This window comes from Mesorhizobium sp. M5C.F.Cr.IN.023.01.1.1, assembly GCF_003997585.1.
Classification (GTDB): Bacteria; Pseudomonadota; Alphaproteobacteria; order Rhizobiales; family Rhizobiaceae; genus Mesorhizobium; species Mesorhizobium wenxiniae.
The window spans coordinates 13,632-36,050 of sequence record NZ_RZSU01000044.1 but is presented as its reverse complement, the minus strand read 5'-3'; the positions used below and the strand labels follow the sequence as shown (position 1 = coordinate 36,050).

Annotated in this window: 16 protein-coding genes and 1 tRNA gene; 8 read left to right on the top strand and 9 right to left on the bottom strand. The window is 62.5% G+C overall.

Annotated elements, in window-relative coordinates; all coding sequences use genetic code 11:
- The first annotated feature begins 109 nt into the window (after positions 1–109).
- Together EOA78_RS18585 and EOA78_RS18580 are read left to right on the top strand one after the other, a co-directional pair.
- A complete protein-coding gene (locus EOA78_RS18585; RefSeq protein ID WP_127316388.1) occupies positions 110–1,588 on the top strand; it encodes an ROK family protein in 1,479 nt (492 codons plus the stop codon).
- A gap of 271 nt (positions 1,589–1,859) precedes the next feature.
- On the top strand, positions 1,860–2,159 hold the full coding sequence (locus EOA78_RS18580) for a DUF1236 domain-containing protein (RefSeq protein ID WP_127316387.1): 300 nt from the start codon (positions 1,860–1,862) through the stop codon (positions 2,157–2,159).
- Between the two features lie 624 nt (positions 2,160–2,783).
- On the opposite strand, the gene EOA78_RS18570 is transcribed toward EOA78_RS18580, so the two are convergent.
- Both EOA78_RS18570 and EOA78_RS18565 read right to left on the bottom strand, forming a co-directional pair.
- Positions 2,784–2,860 (bottom strand) — tRNA-His (locus EOA78_RS18570).
- A gap of 445 nt (positions 2,861–3,305) precedes the next feature.
- Positions 3,306–3,755, bottom strand: a complete 450-nt coding sequence (locus tag EOA78_RS18565) for a phasin (protein ID WP_127316386.1) — start codon at positions 3,753–3,755, stop codon at positions 3,306–3,308.
- Between the two features lie 250 nt (positions 3,756–4,005).
- On the opposite strand from EOA78_RS18565, the gene EOA78_RS18560 reads away from it, so the two are divergent.
- The gene (locus EOA78_RS18560; RefSeq protein WP_127316385.1) at positions 4,006–7,677 is read left to right on the top strand and encodes a PAS domain S-box protein; all 3,672 of its coding nucleotides are present in this window, start codon (positions 4,006–4,008) and stop codon (positions 7,675–7,677) included.
- Positions 7,678–8,051: 374 nt separating this feature from the next.
- Here EOA78_RS18560 and EOA78_RS18555 read toward each other — a convergent pair whose 3' ends face one another.
- Positions 8,052–10,022 carry an acetoacetate--CoA ligase gene (locus EOA78_RS18555; protein WP_127316384.1) on the bottom strand — a complete coding sequence of 657 codons (1,971 nt, stop codon included), beginning with the start codon at positions 10,020–10,022 and terminating at the stop codon, positions 8,052–8,054.
- A 293-nt stretch (positions 10,023–10,315) separates the two neighbouring features.
- On the opposite strand from EOA78_RS18555, the gene EOA78_RS18550 reads away from it, so the two are divergent.
- Positions 10,316–12,166: an AsmA family protein gene (locus EOA78_RS18550; protein ID WP_127316383.1), complete on the top strand. Its 1,851-nt coding sequence runs from the start codon at positions 10,316–10,318 to the stop codon at positions 12,164–12,166.
- Positions 12,167–12,193: 27 nt separating this feature from the next.
- Here EOA78_RS18550 and EOA78_RS18545 read toward each other — a convergent pair whose 3' ends face one another.
- The 6 genes from EOA78_RS18545 to EOA78_RS18520 all read right to left on the bottom strand — a co-directional run bounded on the left by EOA78_RS18545 (position 12,194) and on the right by EOA78_RS18520 (position 19,218).
- The gene (locus EOA78_RS18545; protein WP_127316382.1) at positions 12,194–13,012 is read right to left on the bottom strand and encodes an ABC transporter permease subunit; all 819 of its coding nucleotides are present in this window, start codon (positions 13,010–13,012) and stop codon (positions 12,194–12,196) included.
- Entirely contained in the window at positions 13,009–13,983 is a 975-nt protein-coding gene (locus EOA78_RS18540) for an ABC transporter permease subunit (RefSeq protein WP_127316381.1), read from the bottom strand. The genes EOA78_RS18545 and EOA78_RS18540 overlap by 4 nt, the downstream gene beginning before the upstream one ends.
- 9 nt (positions 13,984–13,992) lie before the next feature.
- Positions 13,993–15,132 carry an ABC transporter ATP-binding protein gene (locus EOA78_RS18535; protein ID WP_127316380.1) on the bottom strand — a complete coding sequence of 380 codons (1,140 nt, stop codon included), beginning with the start codon at positions 15,130–15,132 and terminating at the stop codon, positions 13,993–13,995.
- A 74-nt stretch (positions 15,133–15,206) separates the two neighbouring features.
- Positions 15,207–16,304 (bottom strand): polyamine ABC transporter substrate-binding protein, encoded by a 1,098-nt coding sequence (locus EOA78_RS18530; RefSeq protein WP_127316379.1) that lies wholly within the window; start codon positions 16,302–16,304, stop codon positions 15,207–15,209.
- 357 nt (positions 16,305–16,661) lie between these two features.
- Positions 16,662–17,615 (bottom strand): DMT family transporter, encoded by a 954-nt coding sequence (locus tag EOA78_RS18525; protein WP_127316378.1) that lies wholly within the window; start codon positions 17,613–17,615, stop codon positions 16,662–16,664.
- Between the two features lie 148 nt (positions 17,616–17,763).
- The gene (locus EOA78_RS18520) at positions 17,764–19,218 is read right to left on the bottom strand and encodes a helix-turn-helix domain-containing protein (RefSeq protein ID WP_127316377.1); all 1,455 of its coding nucleotides are present in this window, start codon (positions 19,216–19,218) and stop codon (positions 17,764–17,766) included.
- 248 nt (positions 19,219–19,466) lie between these two features.
- On the opposite strand from EOA78_RS18520, the gene aceA reads away from it, so the two are divergent.
- The 4 genes from aceA (at position 19,467) to EOA78_RS18500 (ending at position 22,418) form a co-directional block, all read left to right on the top strand.
- On the top strand, positions 19,467–20,756 hold the full coding sequence (aceA, locus tag EOA78_RS18515; protein ID WP_127316376.1) for an isocitrate lyase: 1,290 nt from the start codon (positions 19,467–19,469) through the stop codon (positions 20,754–20,756).
- A gap of 64 nt (positions 20,757–20,820) precedes the next feature.
- Complete coding sequence (locus tag EOA78_RS18510) at positions 20,821–21,063, top strand: hypothetical protein (RefSeq protein ID WP_126043653.1); 243 nt, start codon at positions 20,821–20,823, stop codon at positions 21,061–21,063.
- A gap of 310 nt (positions 21,064–21,373) precedes the next feature.
- A complete protein-coding gene (locus tag EOA78_RS18505; RefSeq protein ID WP_245477581.1) occupies positions 21,374–21,763 on the top strand; it encodes a response regulator in 390 nt (129 codons plus the stop codon).
- 211 nt (positions 21,764–21,974) lie between these two features.
- Complete coding sequence (locus EOA78_RS18500; protein ID WP_029348428.1) at positions 21,975–22,418, top strand: Fur family transcriptional regulator; 444 nt, start codon at positions 21,975–21,977, stop codon at positions 22,416–22,418.
- Position 22,419 lies beyond the last annotated feature (1 nt).

Genomic DNA, 22,419 nt, shown 5'->3' with positions numbered 1-22,419 from the left:
TCTAGCCATGATCTCGAAGAGTGGGGACCGGTTTTCGGAGAAGATCATGGTCAAACAGCAAGATAGAGCCCCATTTCGGTTTAGTCGAAATGGAACAGGCTCTAGTTCGATGGCCATAGGAATCGATATCGGCGGCACCAATCTGCGCGCCGCCCGTATTTCCGGCACGGGCGAAATCCTCGACCGAATTTCCGAGAAAAGCGCGCCGGACCCGGAGCTTGTGCTGTCCCGGATTGGCGAAATGGTGCGCCGGCTCGACTTCCCCGAAGTTGCGGCCGTCGGCATCGGCGTCCCCGGACGCGTCGATGCGCAGCTTGGCGCGGTCTTGTCCGGAGGCTATGTCAACCTCGCCTCGATCTCCCTGGCGCAACGACTGGAAAGCCTGGCGGGCAAGCCCGTCGCGATCGACAATGATTGCAACATGGCACTGATTGCGGAAATGGCTCTCGGTGCCGCTAGAGGCCATGAAAGCATCGTCATGTTCACGATCGGGACCGGCATTGGCGGTGCCGTGGTCCAAGACCGGCGGATCGTCCGCGGCAAGGGGACGGCGGGGCAGCTCGGCCACATCGCCGTCGACATGTCAGGCGAAGCGTGCGTCTGCGGCCGGCGCGGCTGCGTTGAAACCACCAGCTCAGGCACGGCGCTTGGCCGTCACATCGCACGGGCAGGCCTCGGTCCGGATGTTTCGGTCGATCAGCTTTTCGCCCGCGATGCGGGCGGCGACGCGCTGGCGCGCGGCATACTGGAAGCCTGGGCCGGGCCGCTGCGTGCGGCAATCGATACGACCGTCGCCATGTTCGCCCCCGACCTGGTGCTGCTCGGCGGCGGACTTGGCCTGGCGGCCCACCGGGCGCTTGCCAGGGCTCCCGCCTTGGCCCCGTGGTACCAATGCCCGGTGGAACCGGCGCAACTGGGCGACGACGCAGGCGTCATCGGCGCCGGTCTGCAAGCGCTCGCGACGAAGGCGGCAGTCGCGCCCGTGTCCTCGCCATCTGCCCGGCTCAACCCCGGCCGGCGTGCCGTGCCCGCCAAGCGCGCCGTGCCCAGCCGGCGCGCCGTGCTCGTCAACGGCATCCCCGCCAGCGGCAAAAGCACGGTCTCGTGCGGTATCGCCGAGCGCATGGGTTGGCCGTTGCTCGCGCTCGATACCATCAAGAACCCGTTCCTCGAAGTGCTCGGCGGCGGTGATCGCGAATTCAACCGGACGCTCGGCCGCGCCAGTTACCAAGCCATCTGGTCGGTCGTCGGCGAGGCTCCGGCGGGCACCATATTTGTCGTCGACGCCTGGTTCGGCTTCCAGCCGCGCCAGGTGCTCGAGGATCACCTGCGAAGGGCCGGCGTCGAGCAGACCGCCGAAATCTGGTGTCATGCTCCCGGCGAGGTTCTTGCCGAGCGCTATCGCGCACGGCTCGACCAGCGTCCCGCCGGCCATCCGGGAGCGGCCTACATCCCCGAACTGATAGAACTGGCCAAGCGCGCCGAGCCGCTGCGGCGCGGACCGCTGTTTGACGTCGACACGACCAAACCGATCGCTTTCGATGCCATCACACAATGGTTGCAGGCGACGATAGCGGCTGACACATAGGCAGCGCGGCCGCCTACCTCCGGATCCACAATCCGAGTGCAGCCGTTGATTGGCTTTTTTTGCTATTATGTTACCCCGGTGCCTGCCCGCCCTGTCTCGACAATCGTTCCCGAAATACCTGTCAGGATGGCTTGCCGCCTTGAGCGGGCGCGCGTTTGTGTAAGCGGATTCGCGCACTGCCAGTGGAACAAGAATTGCTTCACACCGTTCAAGCTAAGCAATCCGTCGCGGCAGCAATGAAGCGCCATAGCGGAGTTTGCTTGGAGGTAATATGAGAAAGCAACTTTCCTCGGCCGCGGCGGGCATCGTTCTTCTCGTTGGGGTCAGCGCCGCCGCCGCTCAGGACGTCATCATTCAACCCGAGCAGGATACTGTGATTCGGGAATACGTGAAAAAGAAACCGATGGCATCCATCAGCCTTCTCGGCGTGGAGCTCAACATCGGCACAGCTCTGCCCGATACAGTCGAGCTTTACGAGGTGCCGGACGTTCAATACCGCTACGTCGTCATCGATGGCCGAACCGTCCTGGTCGACCCATCCACCCGCAAGATTGTGAAGGTCTACGACTGACACGAACTCTTCGGACTGACGCCCGCCGTGCCGAAGTGCGCGGCGGGGAACGAAGGCCAGCGCCGGACGCGCTAACCGCGCGTTTTCGGGTTCGGGTCTAGCGCGCTTTTCGACGGATTAGCGGCCAATTTGGCGGATCGCCGATCCCTTACCAACAGCGATTTCTTTGTTCTTGCCGGCAACTCATCGCCATTAGCGGTCGCTCCGCCATGCTTCGCGGCAATCGCATAGTCGGCTCTGTTCGTTCTATAGTCTTTTTTGTGCACAGTTATCTTCCGATTCAGAAGATTAACGCGGCATAGCGCCCGGCAGTTCCGAAGGTTGCTAATGTGCGAGACAACGCGCTTCGCTCCGGCGGGACGGCCCAGCGGCTTGGTTGCGTGGGGGGACTGGCAGCTAGAGGCCGCTGGGCCTGACCAGCGAGCACTGGGGAGTCGTCGCCTGGCTGGCGAATCCATGCGCTCAAGCTAATGGAATCGAAACATGCAAACGAAGTACGTGGCGGTAATTCCGCTGTGTAGAATGCCCTGCAATGGGTCAGCGCCATTTTCCGACGATGGCTCCGTCGAGGCGTGGCGGCCCCTGCCCCATCCGCCAGCAGGTTGAATTTATTGAGGAAGGTAGTGGTACCGTTGGCTGGGATCGAACCAGCGACCTCCGGATCCACAATCCGGCGCTCTAACCATCTGAGCTACAACGGCACGTTTGCCTGAGCGGGAGCGGGTGGAACGTTCATTCTCCGGGACCCGCTCTGTCGTTCGGCGATGCGTCAATACGGGCTATCGGAGTTTAATTCAAGGCTTTTGGCCGCGCATGGCCCCAAAATCAGAATCGATTTTCGGAAAGGATCTTGCGCGAAATCCAAAGTTCTACAGCGTCCTTTGCGCGTCCAAGAGGACGCGCAGCGCTGTCGGCAAAGAGTGCTCCGGCATCGACATCATATTTCGCCGGGCAAGAAAAAGGCCGGCGGGAGGAGGTGCCGGCCTTTTCCTGTTACGAGCCAGCGGGAGGAGGTGCTGGCTGGTCACCCCGGAGAGCAGAGGGAGGAGGTTCCACCCGCCGGGTATTCGCAGGACCACTATATCTCACATAATCCTGTTCGAAGAAATGCGACCTTTTGTTGCATCTTCGAAATATGCGCAAATATTAGGCGGCCTTGATTTCGCTCATCGCCTTCTCGAAGGCGGTCTTGATCGGCTTGGAGACGTCCTCGGCCGCCTTGGAGGCGACGGACTGGAATTCCTTTGCCTGCTCGACGGTCATCTCGACGCGCTTACGCAGGAACGCGGTCTGCAGTTCAACGACCTCCGACAGCGACTTGGCGCCGATCAGCGCTTCGAAATGCGAAAAGCCGGCTTCGGTATTGGCGCGCAGAGCGGCGATGGTCTTGAGCGACAGGTCGTTGGAAACGGTCTTGGCGGTCTCAAAGGTCGACTCCAGAGCCTTCTGGGTCTCTTCGGCGCCGGTCTTCAGCTTGGCATAGGCCTCTTTCGACTGCTCGACGCCCTTTTCGGCGAAAGCGCGGATCTGGTCGGTGGCTTTGGAAGCGTCGAAGCTAGGGAATTCGACATTTTCAGCGGTCTTGGTCCTGGACATATTCCATCCTTTGCAGCGGCAGCGGCTTCGACAGAAAGCCGTCTCGTTCATGTATGATGGCAATATAAAGGCAAATTTTGTGCATTGCAATATCTTTGTTGCAGCGCACCATACAATTTCACTCCCAACGTTAACCACGAGCCCAGAGATTCCGGCGGTTGCACGCTATGGCTTGTGGACCTTCGCGCCGTCGGCTTTTATTAACAAAGCGTTAACCGCAAACTGCCGCTCTGTGAGGATCCCAAAGCGCATGCCGTCCGAAAACTACTCCTTCCTCGACGTCGCCGTGCTCGAAGCGGTCCGCCAGCGCTTTGCCGCCGGCGACGCGATCGCCCTTCTGTCGGCAGACCTCGAACAGGTGATCTGGGCCAACGGACCAGGGGCAGCGGTGTTCGGCTACCCCGACATCGAGGCCACCATCGGCGCCTCGACAGGCTTGCCGCTGATCGCCAGGCGCCAGATCATGGCGACAAGCGGTTTTCCACAGATCGGCCGCGACCGCGCCATCACGGTGCGGCTGGCAACCGGCCTGACCAGCCGCGCGGTTGGCTTTCTGGCCAGCGCGGTGACAATGCCTGACGGCGAAAAAGCGATCATGCTGGCGGTGCCGGCGGCACAGACCGGCTCGCGCAGCGCCGAGATCGCTGCTCAGGCCATCAGCGGCTTTACCGAAGACGGTCATTTCATCGCCTTCGTCGATGCCAAGGGCAACATCGAGGCCGCTTCCGACGGTTTTTCGGCGCTCGGCATCTTGCCCGAAACGCTGGCAGCGCTTGTGACCGATGTGGCGAACGAGAACGACCGCATCGTCAAACGCCTCGTTCCAGGCGGCACCACTTCTTATCCGGCCGGCCTCGCCCGGCTGACGGACGAGCGGCACCTGCTGGTGGTGATCGACGAGAACCGGCTTGACTCCGAAGCAGGCTCTGCTGGCGAGCGCAGCGCGGGAGGAGAAATCGGTGCGGCGGCGGCCGATGCCGCAGTCCCGCCAAAAGCAGAACAGGACAAACCGCCCGCAACAGTCGCGAAGTTGGATGCGGCAGCACAGACAGTCCCGTCAGCCGGCGAAGACACTTCGGTGTCGGCGGAGCACGACGTTTCCGTTTCGACCGGGCCCGATTCGACGCGACCCGATTCGACCGAGCGGGGTCCGGAAGCGGCCGGCGGAATGCCTCCACAGCATGACCATTGGTATTTCAGCGCCAGCGAGGATGAGGGGCAAAAGCCGGGACCGGATACGTCCGGACATGTCGAGGCGGATGCTTCGGCGGAAAGTTCCGCACAGGATGCCATCGGGGCCGCCTCCCCGACTGAGCGTGCCGTCCCCTCGATCGACCGCGCGGCGCCGCCCCTGCGTTTCGTCTGGCGCACCGACGCCGAAGGCAGGTTCAGTGCGCTGTCGCCGGAATTCGCAGAACTCGTCGGCAAGCCTGCCGCCGATGTGATCGGCCGGTGTTTCAGGGACGTCGCGGCCACCTTCGACCTCGATGCGTCCGGCGAGATCGCCGACCTGCTCGACCGACGCGACACCTGGTCCGGCCGCTCGGTGCTGTGGCCGGTTGCCGGCACCGATTTCAAGATTCCCGTCGACCTGGCGGCGCTGCCTGTCTACGGCCGAAGCCGTGCCTTCGAAGGTTTTCGCGGCTTCGGCGTTGCCCGCACCGGCGATGCAGTGGTCGATCCGGAAGCGATCGGTATGGCGCTTGTCCCTAATGCCGAGGCTCCCGCAGCCGTCGAGCCGGAAGTAGCCGAAACGCCTGACGAAACCGACCCGTTCCAGGGCGAGGTGCCGGCGCTGACCATCGTGCCGAAGCCGGAGCGGCGCTTTGCCGACAAGGTGATCCGGTTGGCTGAGCACAGGCAGCCGGCCAACGACAAAGGCCTGTCGACGCTGGAACGCAGTGCATTCCGTGAGATCGGCGAGCGGCTCAAGAAGGACAATCCCCCGACCGAACAGCCCGATGCTGCAATGTCTGCGGAACCGGCTGCGGCGGAACCGTCCGAAACCGATGTCGAAGACGAGAAGGATGTCGCGAGGCTCGACGGCGAGCAGCCGGAAGCAACCGTGTCCGGCATCTCAGGCTCGCTGCTCGACTACGCCGACCGGGACTATGTCGCCGACAATAGCGACGGTGCGCCGGTTTCGGAGCCGGACAAGGCGGCGCAAGAGTTAGTCGAACCCACAGACACGGGCAGTCGATCGACCGCCGCCGAAGACGACGACAGCATGACGGCTGCCGATTTCCGTGACGCAGAAGACAGCGAGGATTGGGCGCCGTCCGATGACGACGAAACCCGTTCGTCAACCGATCCCATCGGCGATGTCGGCGACGTAGAGCCGGCGCCGATCGAGCGGCCGCGCCTGCAGGTGCCGCCGCTCAAGCTCGAAGGGTTCGTGCCATCGGCTTTTTCGACCGCAGATGGCAGCAAGGCTCCGGACACCTCGATCCTCGGCAAGCTGCCGGTGCCCCTGCTCATCCATTCCGGCGACGATCTCCACTATGCGAATGAGGAATTCCTCAGCCTGACCGGCTATGACACGCTCGACGATCTGGAGGATGCCGGTGGCCTCGGCGCGCTGTTTGCCGATCCTTACGACGACAGCGCCTCCGACGGAACCGATCACGCGCTCCGGTTGAAGACGCATGATGGTCAGGAGTTCCCGATCGAGGCCATTCTGCGTTCGGTTCCGTGGCGTGGCGGCAAGGCGCTGATGCTGGTCGTCCGCCGTTCCGGCGACGACGAGGCAGCAGCCATTCTGCATGGTACCGCCGACGACCAGACGCAGCCGGACACTTCCGAGCTCAAGGCACGCATCGCCGAGATGCGCACCATCATCGACACCGCGACCGACGGCGTCGTGCTGATCAGCCGAGACGGAACGATCCGCTCGATCAGCCGCCCGGCCGAAGCGCTGTTCGGTTTCGACAGCGACGAGGTGACCGGCAAGCCCTTCGTCTCGCTGTTCGCGATCGAAAGCCAGCGCGCCGCGCGAGACTATCTCGACGGATTGTCCGAGCCCGGCGTGGCGAGCGTGCTCAACGACGGCCGCGAGGTGATTGGACGCGAGGCGCAGGGGCGCTTCATTCCGCTGTTCATGACCATCGGCAGCCTGCCCAACGATAGCGGCTTCTGCGCGGTGGTGCGCGACATCACCCAATGGAAGCGGGCCGAAGAGGATCTGACCCAGGCGCGCGCCGTGGCCGAGCGCGCCTCCTCGCAAAAGACCGACTTCCTCGCCCGCATCAGCCACGAGATCCGCACGCCGCTCAATGCCATCATCGGGTTTTCCGAGCTGATGGTCGACGAGAAATTCGGGCCGGTCGCCAATGACCGTTACCGCGACTATCTGCGCGACATCAACCGGTCGGGTAATCATGTGCTCGACCTGGTCAACGATCTGCTCGACATTTCGAAAATCGAGGCCGGCCAGCAGGAGATGGCCTATGAGGCGGTGTCGCTTAACGACACGCTGTCCGAGACGGTGGCGATGATGCAGCCGCAAGCCAACCGCGAACGTGTCATCATCCGCTCCAGCTTCGCCTCTCGGCTGCCGGAAGTGGTGGCCGATCTTCGCAGCGTGCGCCAGATCGCACTGAACATCCTGTCGAATGCCATTCGCTACACGCAGGCCGGCGGCCAGGTGATCGTATCGACAGCTTACGAGATCTCCGGCGACGTCGTCATGCGCGTGCGCGACACCGGTATCGGCATGAGCCAGTCCGAGATCGAGCAGGCGCTCAAGCCGTTCAAGCAGATCAACGCGCTGAAGCGCGGGCGCGGCGACGGCACCGGTCTCGGGCTGCCGCTGACCAAGGCCATGGTCGAGGCGAACCGGGCCCGGTTCACCATCAACTCGACGCCCGGCGAGGGCACCCTGGTCGAAGTCGCTTTCCCGTCAACCCGCGTGCTCGCGGATTAGAACGGCGGACTTTCAGTCGTCCGTGTCGATGCTCTATCTTTTTTGTTTGAGCATCGGATTTCCCAAAACCGGTGCCCACTTTTGGGTCGATGCTCCAAAAGAAAAAAGGCGTCCACAGGACGCCTTGAATGATTGGATTGCTGTCACAACGGGGGCTTGAGCGAATTCAGATCCTCTGGGGATTTAGAGGAACGGGATTTCTCCCTCAAGTTACGCACGATTTTCGATGCCGGCCCTTAACAAAACCTTACCGGCGCCGCGAAAAATTTACCGATGTGTACCACTCATGAATTCTAGGTAAATTCGAGCGAGATATTTCGTTAACCATGCTCGGCCGGGCCTATTAAGTCGCATTGCACCGCCGGCCTGTTTGCTCAGTCGGCTAGTTCCGGCAGGTCGCGGAACAGCTCGAGCGCTTCGGGATTGGCCAGCGCCTCCTTGTTCTTGACAGCGCGGCCATGCACCATGTCGCGCACCGCAAGCTCGGTGATCTTGCCCGATTTGGTGCGTGGAATGTCGGCGACGGCGACGATTTTAGCCGGCACGTGGCGGGGGCTCGCGCCGCTGCGGATTTTCGCGCGGATGCGTTTTTCCAGCTCCGCGTCGAGTTGCGTCCCCTCAGCCAGCCGCACGAACAGCACAACCCGCACGTCGTTGTCGAAATCCTGGCCGATGCACAGTGCTTCCAAGATTTCCGGCATCTGCTCGACCTGGTTGTAGATCTCCGCCGTGCCGATCCGCACCCCGCCCGGGTTGAGCGTCGCGTCGGAGCGGCCATGGATGATCAGGCCGCCATGAGCGGTCCATTCGGCGAAGTCCCCGTGGCACCAGACATTGTCAAAGCGCTCGAAATAGGCCGCGTGGTATTTCTTGCCTTCGGGATCGTTCCAGAAGCCGATCGGCATCGCGGGAAACGCCTTGGTGCAGACGAGCTCACCCTTTTCCTGCCTGAGCGGGTGGCCGTCGTCGTCCCAGACATCGACGGCGAGGCCGAGGCCAGGCCCCTGTATCTCTCCGGTCCATACCGGTTCGGTCGGCACGCCGAGCACGAAGCAGGAGACGATGTCGGTGCCGCCGGAAATCGAGGCGAGATGCACGTCCTTCTTGATGCCGTCATAGACGAAGCGGAAGTCCTCGGGCGACAGAGGCGAACCGGTTGAGGAGATCGTGCGCACGCTCGAAAGATCATGCGTTTTGATCGGTCTGAGGCCGGCCTTGCGGACGGAATCGATGAACTTGGCCGAGGTGCCGAAATAGGTCATCTTCTCGGCGTCGGCGAAGTCGAACAGTACGTTGCCGTCGGGATAGAAGGGCGACCCGTCATAAAGCAGAAGGGTTGCGCCCGACGCCAGGCCGGACACCAGCCAGTTCCACATCATCCAGCCGCAAGTGGTGAAATAAAAGAAGCGGTCGCCGTCGAGCAGGCCGGCGTGGAGCCGTTCTTCCTTGACATGCTGGATCAGCGTTCCGCCGGCCGAATGGACGATGCATTTGGGAATGCCGGTCGTTCCGGAAGAAAACAGGATGTAGAGCGGATGCGCGAACGGCAACCGTTCGAAGGTGACCGGCTTGGCGGCAAAGGATGAGAGCGCCTCGTCCAGCGCAGTCGCCTTCTCGATGGTCGCCGCCAGATCGGTCGACGTGCCGAGATAGTCGACGATCAGGATCTTGTGGACGGTGACGAGCTTTGCCGCAACGGCCGCGATCTTGTCGGCGACCTCGATCGCCTTGCCATTGTACCAGTAGCCGTCGGGCACGATGAAGACGACAGGCTCGATCTGGCCGAACCGGTCCAGCACGCCCTGTTCGCCGAAATCGGGAGAGCAGGACGACCAGACGGCGCCGATCGAGGCTGTCGCCAGCATTGCCGCAACGGTTTCCGGCATGTTGGGCATCATGGCGGCGATACGGTCGCCCTTTTTCACCCCAAGCGACAGGAAGAGCTGCTGCAGCCGCGAGGTCAGCGCATGCAGCTCGTTCCAGGAAAGCCGGCGCTCGACCTTGTCCTCGCCGCGAAAGACGATGGCATCACCGAGCCCGGTTTTCTTCAACAGGTTCTCGGCGAAGTTCAGCTTCGCGTCGGGAAAAAACGCGGCGCCCGGCATTTTTTCGCCATCGACAAGCACGCGCTCGCCGCTACTGGCGCCCTTGTCGCCCACGATCCCGCAAAAGTCCCAGACCAGGCTCCAAAATGCCTCGCGATCGTCGATCGACCAACGATGTAGATCCGCGTAGGAGGAGAAATCCTTGCCGGTTCCGGCCGCGGCGGCCTGCATGAAGGCAGTCATCGGCGCGGCGTCGACCTGGTCTTTCGCAGGTGCCCAGAGCGGTGCGTCGCCAGCCATGATCGTTCCTCCTAAAAGCACGTCACGTTTGAAGAGTTCATGCGACGCGCTTTAGACTTTGTTTTTATGTATGTCGTTATCCCAAGAGGTTGCGCATTTTGGCGACATGCATTCGGATCGCTTATGCATATCGCGGCGCAACAGAGCAAGATTTTGTTCGGCCGAGCGACGCGGATGTGCGCAAATGCCATCGCCGGGCCATAAAGACTTGAAATGCGTCAGCCCTAAGTCGTAGTGACGACTGGGGTTACACCCGTCGGGCGATTTGGTCGGAACGGAAGCATACGGGCGACATGTCATCACCTTTGATCCGGCGCGGAATATGGGCGATCGGCGTTGCCGTGCTCGTCATCGCGCTGGCCGTTGCCGCCCTGCCGCTCGTCGCCTCGACCCGCATCGTGCGCGACCGCATCGCCTGGGAAATGAGTGCGTGGAGCGGTTTCAGGGTCACCATCGACGGCGCCCCGCGGATCGAGGTGTGGCCGAATTTCCGGGCCATCCTGACCGACGTGACGCTTTCGCAATGGACAGAGGGCGACGCGCCGCCTGTGATCGAGGCCGAACGGGTCGAGGTCAATCTCTCGGCCATGGCGGCGTTGCGCGGCGATGTGGTGTTCTCGACGGCGCGGCTGGTCCGGCCGACGATCAGGGTTCAACGCGCAGCACATGGGCTTTTCCTGCCCGCCCTGCCTTCAGGCGGGCGCATCACCCGTTCCATCGACATCGCCCGCGCCGTGGTCAGCGCCAATCCAGCCAAGCCGGACCTGGGCAAGCTGCCGGCTGATCCGTTCGGCACAGTAGAGTTCAGGAACGGCCGCGTGGTGACATCTGTCGATGGTAAGGACGCTGAGATACTGAGCAGCCTGAGCGGACAGGCGAACTGGGCCGCCATGAACAGCAATGCGACGCTGTCGGCGACCGGGATCTGGCGTGGCGAAAGCGTCGCCGTGGATGCCGCATCGTCGAACCCGCTGGTGCTGTTTGGGGGCGGTGCGGCGCCGATGACGCTTTCCTTCAAGGCGGCGCCCGCCAGTTTTTCCTTCGACGGCGTGGCCAGCATGTCCGAGAATGCCTATTTCGACGGCAAGGCGAAATTTGCCGCACCCTCGCTCAGGCGCGTGCTCGAATGGTCGCGGGCCGGCATCGCGCCGGGCGCGGCAATCGGCTCGGTTTCCGTTTCCAGCAAGGTCACGGCGACCTCCGGCCGCATTAAATTCGAAAACACCGAGATCGCTCTGGACGACAATCCGGGAATGGGTGCGCTGGACTTCTCCTTTGGCGAGGCGCGGCCGGTGATCGCCGGTACGCTCGCCTTCGAGACGCTCGACTTGCGGTCGTTTCTCTCCGCCTTCACACCCCTGGCGCCTACGGACGGCGCCGGCCCAGGCGAAGTCGACATAAGCGTCGCCGACCGGATCGATCTCGATCTCAGACTGTCGGCAGCGCAGGCCACCGCAGGCGCCATCCAGCTTGCCGACGTCGCCGCCGCCGCCCAGGTCAAGAACGGTCTTGCCGTCTTCGATATTTCCGATGCATCGGCCTTTGGCGGCAACATCCAGAGCAGTCTTCGGTTCGACCGCAAGCCGGGAGGCACGCAGGTCGAGATCAGGCTGCTCGCCTCCGACATCGATGGTGGGGCTTTTGGCACCGCAGCCGGAATGTCGCGACTGGTGCCGATCGGCACGGGAACCGTATCGGTCATCCTGAAGGGGCCAGGCAGAACCTGGGATTCCATTTTCGAGAACGCCGACGGCTCGGTTTCGGCGAAATTCGGCCAGGGCGCGTTGAGCCGGTTCAATTTGCCGGCGTTTCTCAAACACAACGAACAGGGCGGGTTCTTCGCGCTCGCCGATGTCTCCGACGGAACGCTGCCGATCGACGGGGCCGAACTCAAGGCAAGCATTTCGAACGGTGTGGCGAAAATCGACAAGGCCGAAGCGAATTCGGCGAAGTACAAGATCTGGCTTTCCGGCATCGCCTCCTATGCCGGGCGCGGGCTGGCGCTGTCCGGCGGCATCATTCAGGCGGACCAGCCAGCCACGCAGACAAATAACCAGGGTCCCAACCAGTCTTCGTTCTTCGTCGGCGGAACGTGGAGCACGCCGTTCATTTCGCCGATAAGCCGCGGGGTTTCCGGAGAGTAGCAACGAGGGTATTACCGCCCCCTTTCGTCACCCACGCTGCGCGGCCTGCTCATCCCGCTGGCGCTGCACCTCGCGCCGCTTGTTGGCGAGCGAAGCGATGATGACGCCGACCGCCACGACCGCGATCAGGATGGTGCAGGCGGCGTTGATCTCCGGCGTCACACCGAGGCGAACCTGGCTGTAGATCTTCATCGGCAGCGTGGTGGCGCCGGGCCCTGAGGTGAAGCTGGCGATGACCAGATCGTCGAGCGACAATGTGAACGCCAGCATCCAGCCAGACACGATCGCCGGCATGATGACCGGCAGCGTGATCTGGAAGAATGTCTTCACCGGCGGCGCGCCAAGATCCATCGCGGCCTCTTCCAGCGAGCGGTCGAACGTGATCAGGCGCGACTGCACGACGACCGCGACGAAGCACATGGTCAGGGTGATGTGGGCAAGCGTGACGGTGAGAAAGCCGCGGTCGAGACCGACGGCGACGAAGAGCAGCAGCAGCGACAGGCCGGTGATGACTTCCGGCATGACCAACGGCGCAAAGACCATGCCGGAAAACAGCATCCGGCCCTTGAAGCGCGTGTAGCGCGTCAAGGCGAGGGCCGCCAGCGTGCCGAGCACGGTCGCCACGGTCGCCGAGATGACGGCGACGCGGGCCGTTACCCAGGTGGCGTCCATGAGGCCCTGGTTGTGGAACAGCGAGACGTACCATTTGGTCGAGAAGCCGCCCCAGACGGTGACCAATTTCGACTCGTTGAAGGAGAAGACGACGAGCAGGACGATCGGCAGGTAAAGAAAGGCAAAACCGAGCACGATCGAGGTGATGTTGAAGCGGCTCCAGGTCGGGTTCATTTGTCCTGCTCCTGGGCGCGGGCCTGAGCCCGCTGGAAGAGCATGATCGGCACGATCAGCAGCAACAGCAGGATGACGGCGACGGCCGACGACACCGGCCAGTCGCGATTGGCGAAGAACTCGTTCCACAGCGTCTTGCCGATCATCAGCGTCTGCGAGCCGCCGAGCAGGTCGGGAATGACGAACTCGCCGACCGCCGGAATGAACACCAGAAGGCAACCGGCGATGACGCCGGGCAGCGACAGCGGAAAGGTGATCTTCCAGAAGGCGCTGGTCGGCGGGCAACCGAGATCCTTGGCCGCCTCGATCAGCGAATAATCCATTTTCTCGAGAGCGGAGTAAAGCGGCAGCACCATGAACGGCAGATAGGAATAGACGATGCCGATGAAGATTGCCGTATAGGTGTTGAGGATGATCAGCGGCTGGCCGATGACGCCGGTGGCGAGCAGCAGCTGGTTGAGCAGCCCCTCGGGCTTGAGGATGCCGATCCAGGCGTAGACGCGGATCAGGAACGAGGTCCAGAACGGCAGGATCACCAGCATCAGCAAAGTCGGGCGCAGCATCGCCGGCGCGCGCGCCATGCCATAGGCGATCGGGTAGCCGACAAGCAATGTCAGCACCGTCGAAATGGCGGCGACGATGACGCTCGTCACGTAGGCGTTGACGTAGAGCGCATCTTGCGTCAGCCACACGTAGTTGTCGATGCTGAGCTGTTTCAGCTGAGCGAAAAAACCGGAAAGCCCATCGCCCAAGCCGAGCACCGGCGTGTAGGGCGGCATCGCGATTGCCGTCTGCGACAGCGAAATCTTGAAGACGATGATGAACGGTATCAGGAAGAAGAAGACCAGCCACAGATAGGGGATGATGACAACAAGGCGGCCAACGACGGCCTCTCCCAGTCTGGCCAGGGCGGATTTGCCCGCATCGGCGGCCCGAGAGCTTGCTGCGGCGGTGACAGCGGCGTTCGACATGGCCGCCCCCTATCGCGTCAGCACGACGCCGGCGTCCGGCCGGAACGACACCCAGGCACGGTCGTTCCAGTTCAGCGGATCCTCGGTGACGCGAGCGGCGTTCATCGTGCTCGCCCGCACCACGTGGCCGTCATCCAGTCTGACGTGATAGACGGTCATGTCGCCGAGGTAGGCGATATCGTAGACCTCGCCCTCGATGGCGTTGACGGCACCGGCCGGTCTCGTCGACGATATCTTGATCTTCTCCGGCCTGATGGCGAAGGCGACGGCCGCGCCGGTGGCCGCATCGCCGGCATTCTCCGTCCGAATGGTGATGCCGTTGCCCGCATCGATGCTTGCCGCGCCGGCCTCGCCATGCGCAATCTTGCCTTCGAACATGTTGACGTTGCCAACGAAGCCGGCGACGAAACGGGAGCCCGGCGCCTCGTAGACTTCCGCCGGCGTCGCCACTTGCATTACCTCGCCCTTGTCGATGATGGCGATACGGTCGGCCATGGTCATCGCCTCTTCCTGGTCGTGGGTGACGACGACGAAGGTGAGGCCGAGTGACTGCTGCAGGTCCATCAGCTCGAATTGTGTTTCCTCGCGCAGCTTCTTGTCCAGCGCACCCAACGGCTCGTCGAGCAGCAGGACCTTCGGCCGCTTGGCGACCGAGCGGGCAAGCGCGACGCGCTGGCGCTGGCCGCCGGACAATTGGTGCGGCTTTCGCTTGGCGAACTGCTCGAGCTTGACCAGCTTCAGCATCTCTCCAACGCGCGCCGCGATCTCGGGCTTCGGCATGCCGTCCTGCTTGAGGCCGAAGGCGATGTTGTTCTCGACCGTCATATGCGGGAACAGCGCGTAGGACTGGAACATCATGTTGACCGGCCGCCGGTATGGCGGGATGCCGCGCAGATCCTGGCCGTCGAGCAGGATGCGGCCGGCGGTCGGCTCCTCGAAGCCGGCGAGCATCCGCAAAAGCGTCGATTTTCCACAGCCCGACGCGCCGAGCAGGGCAAAAAACTCGCGCTCGAATATGGTCAGCGACAGATTGTTGACGGCGGTGAAGTCACCGAACTTCTTGGTGACCTTGTCGAACTGGATGTATGGCTTGGCGTTCGGATCGTTCCACGGCGCGAAATCCCTACGGATGCTGCCAAGCGATTTCATATCCCACTCCGTCCTGCGTCCTATCCCCGGAAGACTTGACCCCGGCAGCACCTGCCGGGGTCGTTGATTGTCGCCTACTGCCCGGTGACGATCCTGGTCCAGGTGCGGGTGACGACGCGCTGGGTCTTGGAATCGTACGGGGCGATGGTGAACAGCTTCGCCAGCGTCGCCTCGTCCGGGTAGATCGCCGGATCCTCTAGTATCTCCTTGTCGATGAATTGCTGCGATGCCTTGTTGCCGTTGGCATAGAAGACGTAGTTGCTCGACTTGGCGATCACTTCCGGCTTCATCATGTAATTCAGGAATTCATGCGCCTCGGCGACATGCGGCGCGTCGGCCGGGATCGCCATCTGGTCGAACCACATTTCGGCACCTTCCTTCGGCACGGAATAGCTGATCTCGACGCCACGGTTGGCCTCCGTCGCACGGTCACGCGCCTGGAACACGTCGCCCGACCAGCCGACAGCCAGGCAGATGTCGCCATTGGCCAGCGCGTTGATATATTCCGACGAGTGGAACTTGCGGATGTAAGGCCTGATCTTCAGCATCAGTTCTTCCGCCTTGGCGAAATCCTCCGGCGACGTGGTCTCGGGATCGATGCCCAGAAATTTGAAGGCGTTCGGGAGGATGTCGCTCGGGGAATCGAGGACATAGACGCCGCAATCCTTCAGCTTGGCCAGCTTTTCCGGGTTGAAGAACACGTCCCAGCTATCGATCTTGTCGGTGCCGAGCGCTTCCTGCACTTTCTTGACGTTATAGCCGAGGCCGACCGTGCCCCACATGTAGTTGATCGAATATTCGTTGCCGGGATCGTACTTGGCTGTGCGCTCCGAAACGATGTCCCACATGTTGGAAATGTTGGGCAGCTTCGACTTGTCGAGCTTCTGGAACACACCTGCCTGGATCTGGCGTGCGAGGAAATTGGCGGTCGGCACGACGACATCGTAGCCGCTGCCGCCGGCAAGCAGTTTAGTCTCCAGGAGCTCGTTGGAATCGAAGGTGTCGTAGGTGACCTTGATGCCGGTTTCCTTGGTGAAATCCTCGATGATCGAGCTGTCGATGTAATCCGACCAGTTATAGACATTGACGACGCGGTCCTGGGCTTGAGCGCCGAGGGTGAAAAGCGTCAGAAATGCCGAGGTCGCCGAAAGCCAGAATGCTTTGCGGGTCATGCGTCTCTCCTTTGATGAGTGTTCCATCGCCAGCTCGTCGCGGGGCTGCGCGGCTGGGCGTTTGCTTCAGATTATTGGGCTTTCCGACAAGCGACAAGCGCGAACCGCCGACACCTTGGTGCTTCGATGTGCAGCGGCCGAGCCCCCCGTTCCGATGTCGTGATCCAGGTGGCATTCCGGCGCCGTCAAAGGCTCTCGCCACGGCGCGGGCAGGGATACGACGATGTTGTCCGGTCTCGGTCGGCCCGGAGGGGAGACTTGGCAAGATGAGCCTGTCTTGTTGTTGCCGTATTGGCAGCCTGCCCGCGCGGCTGCGCCATTGTCAATGGCTCATCTCGCTTTGGCGCGTGCGCTGCATCAATTAGGCGACGGCATGCCGGTGACACCCGGCCGCACGGGCCGCGCCTGACGCTTGAATTCGAGCCCGATATGGACGAGCAGCGCCGTGACCACGACCGCGCCGCCAAGGATGGTGCGTCCCGACGGCACTTCGGAATGGATGAGCCAGACCCAGATCGGGCCGAGGATCGGCTCGAAAGTGCCGAGCAGTGCTGCGACCGCCGCCGGAACAAGCCGGGCGCCGGTGGCGAAAAAGGCAAGGCCGAGACCCAGGTTGACCACGCCGAATGCAAAGAGGAAGCCCATGTCGCTGCTGGAGACGCCGAATTGCGATGCCTGCGACGCCGCGAATGCGGCGGCAAGCATCGTGCCGAGGCAGGTCGCCGGCGTCATGCGCACATGGGCAAAGCGCCGCGTGATGACGGTGGCGATCGAGAACATCACGGCGATGAGCAACGCCAAGCCGTCGCCGATGGGCGAAACGGCGCCATCGAGCGATTCCGATACCATGATGCCAACGCCGGCAATGACGGCTGCAATCGCCACCCAAGTCGCCACCGCGACCCGTTCGCGAAACAGCACCCAGGCAAACAGCGCCGCCAGGAGCGGCACGCCGGCCTGCATCAGAAGGATGTTGGCGACGGTGGTGTAGGCCAGCGCCACGACGAAAGAGGTCGATGCGGTGGCGAAGCAGAACGCCACGGCAAGGCCGGGCAGGCCCATGCCGCGGAACAACCTCACCGTGCCGTGCCAGCCGTCGCGCCAGACCATGAAGCAGATCAGGAAGGCGGCGGCCCAGACCGAGCGCCAGAACACCACCGTCCAGCTGTCGCCGGCGTCGATGAAGCGGGCGATGGCGCCGCCGAAACTCCACATCAGCGCCGACAGGAATATCAACAGGAAGCCGATACGCTCCTCACGTGGCGAGACGGCAGGCGAAACGGCGATCGGTGATGATGCGGTGTCGGTCATGGGCACGGCTGTCGACGATTTCGGGGCGGCACGATGCGCAACGGACGACAAGAACGTGCCTCATTGGCGTAACGCAAAGACGATTGCCAGGCGTGATCCAGCGGACGGCGACGGTTGTGGCAAGGACGGCAGGTCGCCTGCCACGGCCTCACTGGAAATCGAAGGCGCTTAGTCCGGTCACCATTTCGTCGAGGCCAAGCGGGCGCGTCACCGGCGGCTCGGCGCGGGCCAGGCAGCCGATCCGTTCGCACAGCCGGCAGGCGGGGCCTATCGGCGTGGCCGGATTGGTGCCCTGTCCGGCTTTTCCGGTCGCTGCGGCAGCCGGCCCCGGCAGTGCCGCGCCATAGACGATCTCGTCACGAAAGCCGATGTCGCAGCCCAGCAGAAGTGCGGTACGGCGCGGGCGCTCCGAAAACGAGCCTTGCGGTCCTTCGAGCGTGCGGGCGACGCAGAGGAATTCGGCGCCGTCGGGCATTTCCACCGCCTCGACGAAGATCTGGCCGGGCTGGGTAAAGGCGGCATGCACGGGAAGCTTCGGACAACCGCCGCCGAAGCGGCCTTGCGGGAAGCCCTGGCTGCCCGCTTTGCGGAAGCGGTTGCCGGCATTATCGACCTCGAGCATGAAGAACGGCACGCCCGGCGTGCCCGGCCGCTGCAGCATGGTCAGGCGGTTCGCCGCCTGCTCGAAGGAGACGCCGAAGCGCGAGCGCAGCACGTCGATGTCGTAACGCGCGCGGTGTGCTGCCGCGTGAAAAGATTGATAGGGCATCATCAGCGCGTGGGCGGCGTAGCGGCCAAGCTCGAAGCGGGCGAGCCGGCGGGCTTCATCCGAGCTCAGCTTCAGCGCCTGGATCTCGCCTGCCACCGCGACCGTCATGCGGATCAGACAGGCCTCCATCGCCACCTCGCGCAATTGGTCGAATGGCGACAGGCGCTCGGACAGAAACAGACGCTGCGAGTGGCGGTCGTAGCGACGGCGCCAGTTCGGCATGGTGGCGACCGGCAGCACCTTGACGACGATGCCGTATTCGCGCTTCAGCCAGGCCTTCAGCGCACTGAAAAGATCGTCGCCGGGATCGAGCACCGACGTGAATGCCTCGGCTTCCGCTTCGAGCGCGGCAAAATGGTTCGGCCGGCGCTCGAAAATCTCGTGCACCTCGTCGATCGGCAAGCGGGCGCCGGAGAGTGCCGTCGCTTTGCCCTCACGCGCGAGGAGTTCGTTGAGGTCGGAAAGGCGCTCGGCCTGCTCGCGATAGGCGCGGAACAGTTTTATCACCGCGGCGGAAGCGTTGGGCGCCGCCTCGGCAAGCTCGATCAGCTCCTGGTCACCAGGCAATTCGCCGACCAGCAGCGGATCCGAAAACACCTCCTTCAAGGCGGCGACCGACCCTCTCGCCTCGCCCTGCAATTCATGCGGGTCGACCTTGTAGACAGACGCCAGCCTCAGGATCAGCTGGACCGTCAGCGGCCTCTGGTTGCGCTCGATGAGATTGAGATAAGACGGCGAGATGCCGAGCCCTTCGGCCATCGCCGTCTGGGTCAGGCCCTTGGCGCTGCGGATGCGGCGGATACGCGGCCCGGCGAAGATCTTCTGATCGGCCACTCGACTGTCCTTGACAGAAATTTTACATGACTTCTGCACGGCAATGGCATGCCGGCGTTTTACAATCGTGACAAATTTACAGCTCCTAGCTGTCAAACACAACACAGGTTTTCTCTTATTTTCCCGCCAATCTTCTGGTTTTCCTCGCCTGTTTCGCGCTGAAATGTAAATGCTGTCACACCTAAGCGGCGCGAAATTCTCCATGAGGCGGCGTCTCCATCCCAGCAGCGATTTACCCGGAGTGACCAATGACTGATTTTTACAACCTCGTCCCCTCGGCGCCGGAAGGCCGCTTCGACGGCATCGAGCGGCCGTACTCGCCGGAGGACGTGAAGCGGCTGCGCGGTTCGGTCCAGATCCGGCAGAGCCTCGCCGAAATGGGCGCCAACCGGTTGTGGAAGCTCATCCACGAGGAGGATTTCGTCAACGCGCTCGGCGCCATGTCGGGCAACCAGGCAATGCAGCAGGTCCGGGCCGGCCTGAAGGCAATCTATCTGTCCGGGTGGCAGGTCGCAGCCGACGCAAATACCGCGTCCGCCATGTATCCGGACCAGTCGCTTTATCCCGCCAATGCGGCGCCCGAACTGGTCAAGCGCATCAACCGCACCCTGCAGCGCGCCGACCAGATCGAGACCTCCGAAGGCAAGGGGCTTTCCGTCGACACCTGGTTCGCGCCGATCGTCGCCGATGCGGAAGCCGGATTCGGCGGACCGCTCAATGCCTTCGAGATCATGAAGGCCTTCATCGAGGCGGGTGCCGCCGGCGTCCACTACGAGGACCAACTGGCGTCGGAGAAGAAATGCGGCCATCTCGGCGGCAAGGTGCTGATCCCGACCGCCGCACACATCCGCAACCTCAGCGCCGCGCGACTTGCTGCCGACGTCATGGGCACGCCGACGCTGGTCGTCGCGCGCACCGACGCGGAAGCGGCAAAGCTGCTCACCTCCGACATCGACGAGCGCGACCAGCCGTTCGTCGACTATGGCGCCGGCCGCACGGTGGAAGGCTTCTACCACGTCAGGAACGGCATCGAGCCGTGCATCGCGCGGGCTGTCGCCTACGCGCCCCACGCCGACCTGATCTGGTGCGAAACCTCCAAGCCCGATCTGGCGCAGGCCAAAAAGTTCGCCGAGGGCGTGCACAGGCACCATCCCGGCAAGCTTCTCGCCTATAATTGCTCGCCGTCGTTCAACTGGAAGAAGAACCTCGACGATGCCACGATCGCCAGGTTCCAGAAGGAACTCGGCGCCATGGGCTACAAGTTCCAGTTCATCACGCTAGCCGGTTTTCACCAGCTCAATTTCGGCATGTTCGAACTCGCCCGCGGCTACAAGGCGCGGCAGATGGCGGCCTATTCCGAGTTGCAGGAAGCGGAGTTCGCGGCGGAAGCCCACGGCTACACCGCGACCAAGCACCAGCGCGAAGTCGGCACCGGCTATTTCGACGCCGTGTCGATGGCGATCACCGGTGGCCGGTCTTCGACTACGGCCATGCATGAATCGACCGAGCACGCCCAGTTCAAACCGGCGGCGGAATAGCAGCAAGGCAACAGAATAGAGGAACGCCCCAAGGGGGTATAAAATACGCTGAAGGAGAAGACCAATGGCATCGATAAGCCGCGTCAAGGAACGGGCCGAAGAACAGGCCACCACCATGAACGTCGACCAGCAAGCGACCATCCGCATGCTGGCGAATGATCTGCACAGGCTCAACCAGTCGGTGATGAAGGCGGTCGAGGCCGGTGTGTCGGTGGAGCTCGTGCGCTCGGCACGGCACCATGGCGGCGACGGCAACTGGGGCGATCTGCTGATCCCGGTTATCGTCACGCAGCGGAGCCTCGGCTGACCGAAAATCCGACCGAAGCCTGTCGGTGGATCCGGCATCACCTGCGCAGTCTGCGCAGGTGATCTGCGTTTGCATGACCAGTTGCATACGGGCCCAAAAACAGACCTTGCTTTAAATTTTAACGTTTCTTGCGATATTCTGGATGTCCGCATTTCAGCTTGACATAGGCAGCGAGCTCACGGCAATTGTTTCTAAAGTTTCAACCCTGCATTGAAACCCGACGAGTGCCCGCCCGCTCATGCCTCCCGTGAATCGCGATATTAAGGCTGTAAACCATCTGAGTTTGGTGAGCCGGAATGTGGACCCCGAGATGCTCACGGATATCACCCGCGTGCTCGTCGTCGGGAAATCGCCGGTCAACAGGGTGGTGGTTTCAAAAATCGTCGAACGATCCGGGCTCAAACCGATTTCGGAATCGCCCGAGGCGGCAGCAACGACATTGCGATCGCTCATTCCCGGAGCTGTCGTCCTCGATGGCGGAGCGGACAACAAGGACTGCGACGCGCTGATGTCCGGTATCGACGCGCTGCGACGCACCTCGGGCAGGTCGCTTCCCTCGGTGATCCTGCTTTCGACCAAGAACGGCACACCGGAGAGCCTCGGCCTGTCGAGCGTCGTCGATGCGGTTGTCGTCAAACCGATCACGACCGAACGGCTGCAGCCAGTGATCGACCATTTGATCGGGCTCGCACGCAGCTAGCCGACGTCCGATCCGGCTTACACGCCTTTCCTCGCTTCTTGCGATCGAATCTGGGTATTTATGTCAGTACGCGAGCGCTCGGTACCGCCTGACAATGAGCCCCGCTACGTCTCCTTTTGCAATTGCGACGCATCTGGGATAGCACCTTCGAACAAATCCGCAGGCATGTTCCGACTTCGCGACATGGCTGTCGATATCGGCGGATAATGACATGTCCTCAGAACAGACCATCGCCGCGCTTTGCAGGAAACTCGGACTGCGCATCACCGGTCCGCGCCGCGTCATCATGCGCGTTCTATCCGAATCCAGCGACCATCCGGATGTGGTGGAACTCCATCGCCGTGTTGTCGCCATCGAGCCGACGATCGCGCTAGCCACTGTCTATCGCACCGTCAGCCTTCTGCGCGAAAAGGGCATTCTGGAGCGGCACACCTTTGGCGATCGGCGCGCCAGATACGAAACCGTCCCCCGTGAGCATCACGATCATCTCATCAATATCGAGACGGGAGACGTCGTCGAATTCCAGTCGTCGGAGATCGAGCGGCTCCAAGAGGAAATCGCTCGACAGCACGGATTCACGATCATCAGCCACAGACTGGAGATCTACGTGAAGCCGATCCAGAAAACGCGACGCTCTCGTCAATCCGGAGAATGAC

Coding starts and splice junctions, on each gene's coding strand:
- EOA78_RS18585 (WP_127316388.1), top strand. CDS start 110: ATGGCCATAGGAATCGATATCGGCGGCACCAATCTGCGCGCCGCCCGT.
- EOA78_RS18580 (WP_127316387.1), top strand. CDS start 1,860: ATGAGAAAGCAACTTTCCTCGGCCGCGGCGGGCATCGTTCTTCTCGTT.
- EOA78_RS18565 (WP_127316386.1), bottom strand. CDS start 3,755: ATGTCCAGGACCAAGACCGCTGAAAATGTCGAATTCCCTAGCTTCGAC.
- EOA78_RS18560 (WP_127316385.1), top strand. CDS start 4,006: ATGCCGTCCGAAAACTACTCCTTCCTCGACGTCGCCGTGCTCGAAGCG.
- EOA78_RS18555 (WP_127316384.1), bottom strand. CDS start 10,022: ATGGCTGGCGACGCACCGCTCTGGGCACCTGCGAAAGACCAGGTCGAC.
- EOA78_RS18550 (WP_127316383.1), top strand. CDS start 10,316: ATGTCATCACCTTTGATCCGGCGCGGAATATGGGCGATCGGCGTTGCC.
- EOA78_RS18545 (WP_127316382.1), bottom strand. CDS start 13,012: ATGAACCCGACCTGGAGCCGCTTCAACATCACCTCGATCGTGCTCGGT.
- EOA78_RS18540 (WP_127316381.1), bottom strand. CDS start 13,983: ATGTCGAACGCCGCTGTCACCGCCGCAGCAAGCTCTCGGGCCGCCGAT.
- EOA78_RS18535 (WP_127316380.1), bottom strand. CDS start 15,132: ATGAAATCGCTTGGCAGCATCCGTAGGGATTTCGCGCCGTGGAACGAT.
- EOA78_RS18530 (WP_127316379.1), bottom strand. CDS start 16,304: ATGACCCGCAAAGCATTCTGGCTTTCGGCGACCTCGGCATTTCTGACG.
- EOA78_RS18525 (WP_127316378.1), bottom strand. CDS start 17,615: ATGACCGACACCGCATCATCACCGATCGCCGTTTCGCCTGCCGTCTCG.
- aceA (WP_127316376.1), top strand. CDS start 19,467: ATGACTGATTTTTACAACCTCGTCCCCTCGGCGCCGGAAGGCCGCTTC.
- EOA78_RS18510 (WP_126043653.1), top strand. CDS start 20,821: ATGGCATCGATAAGCCGCGTCAAGGAACGGGCCGAAGAACAGGCCACC.
- EOA78_RS18505 (WP_245477581.1), top strand. CDS start 21,374: ATGCTCACGGATATCACCCGCGTGCTCGTCGTCGGGAAATCGCCGGTC.
- EOA78_RS18500 (WP_029348428.1), top strand. CDS start 21,975: ATGTCCTCAGAACAGACCATCGCCGCGCTTTGCAGGAAACTCGGACTG.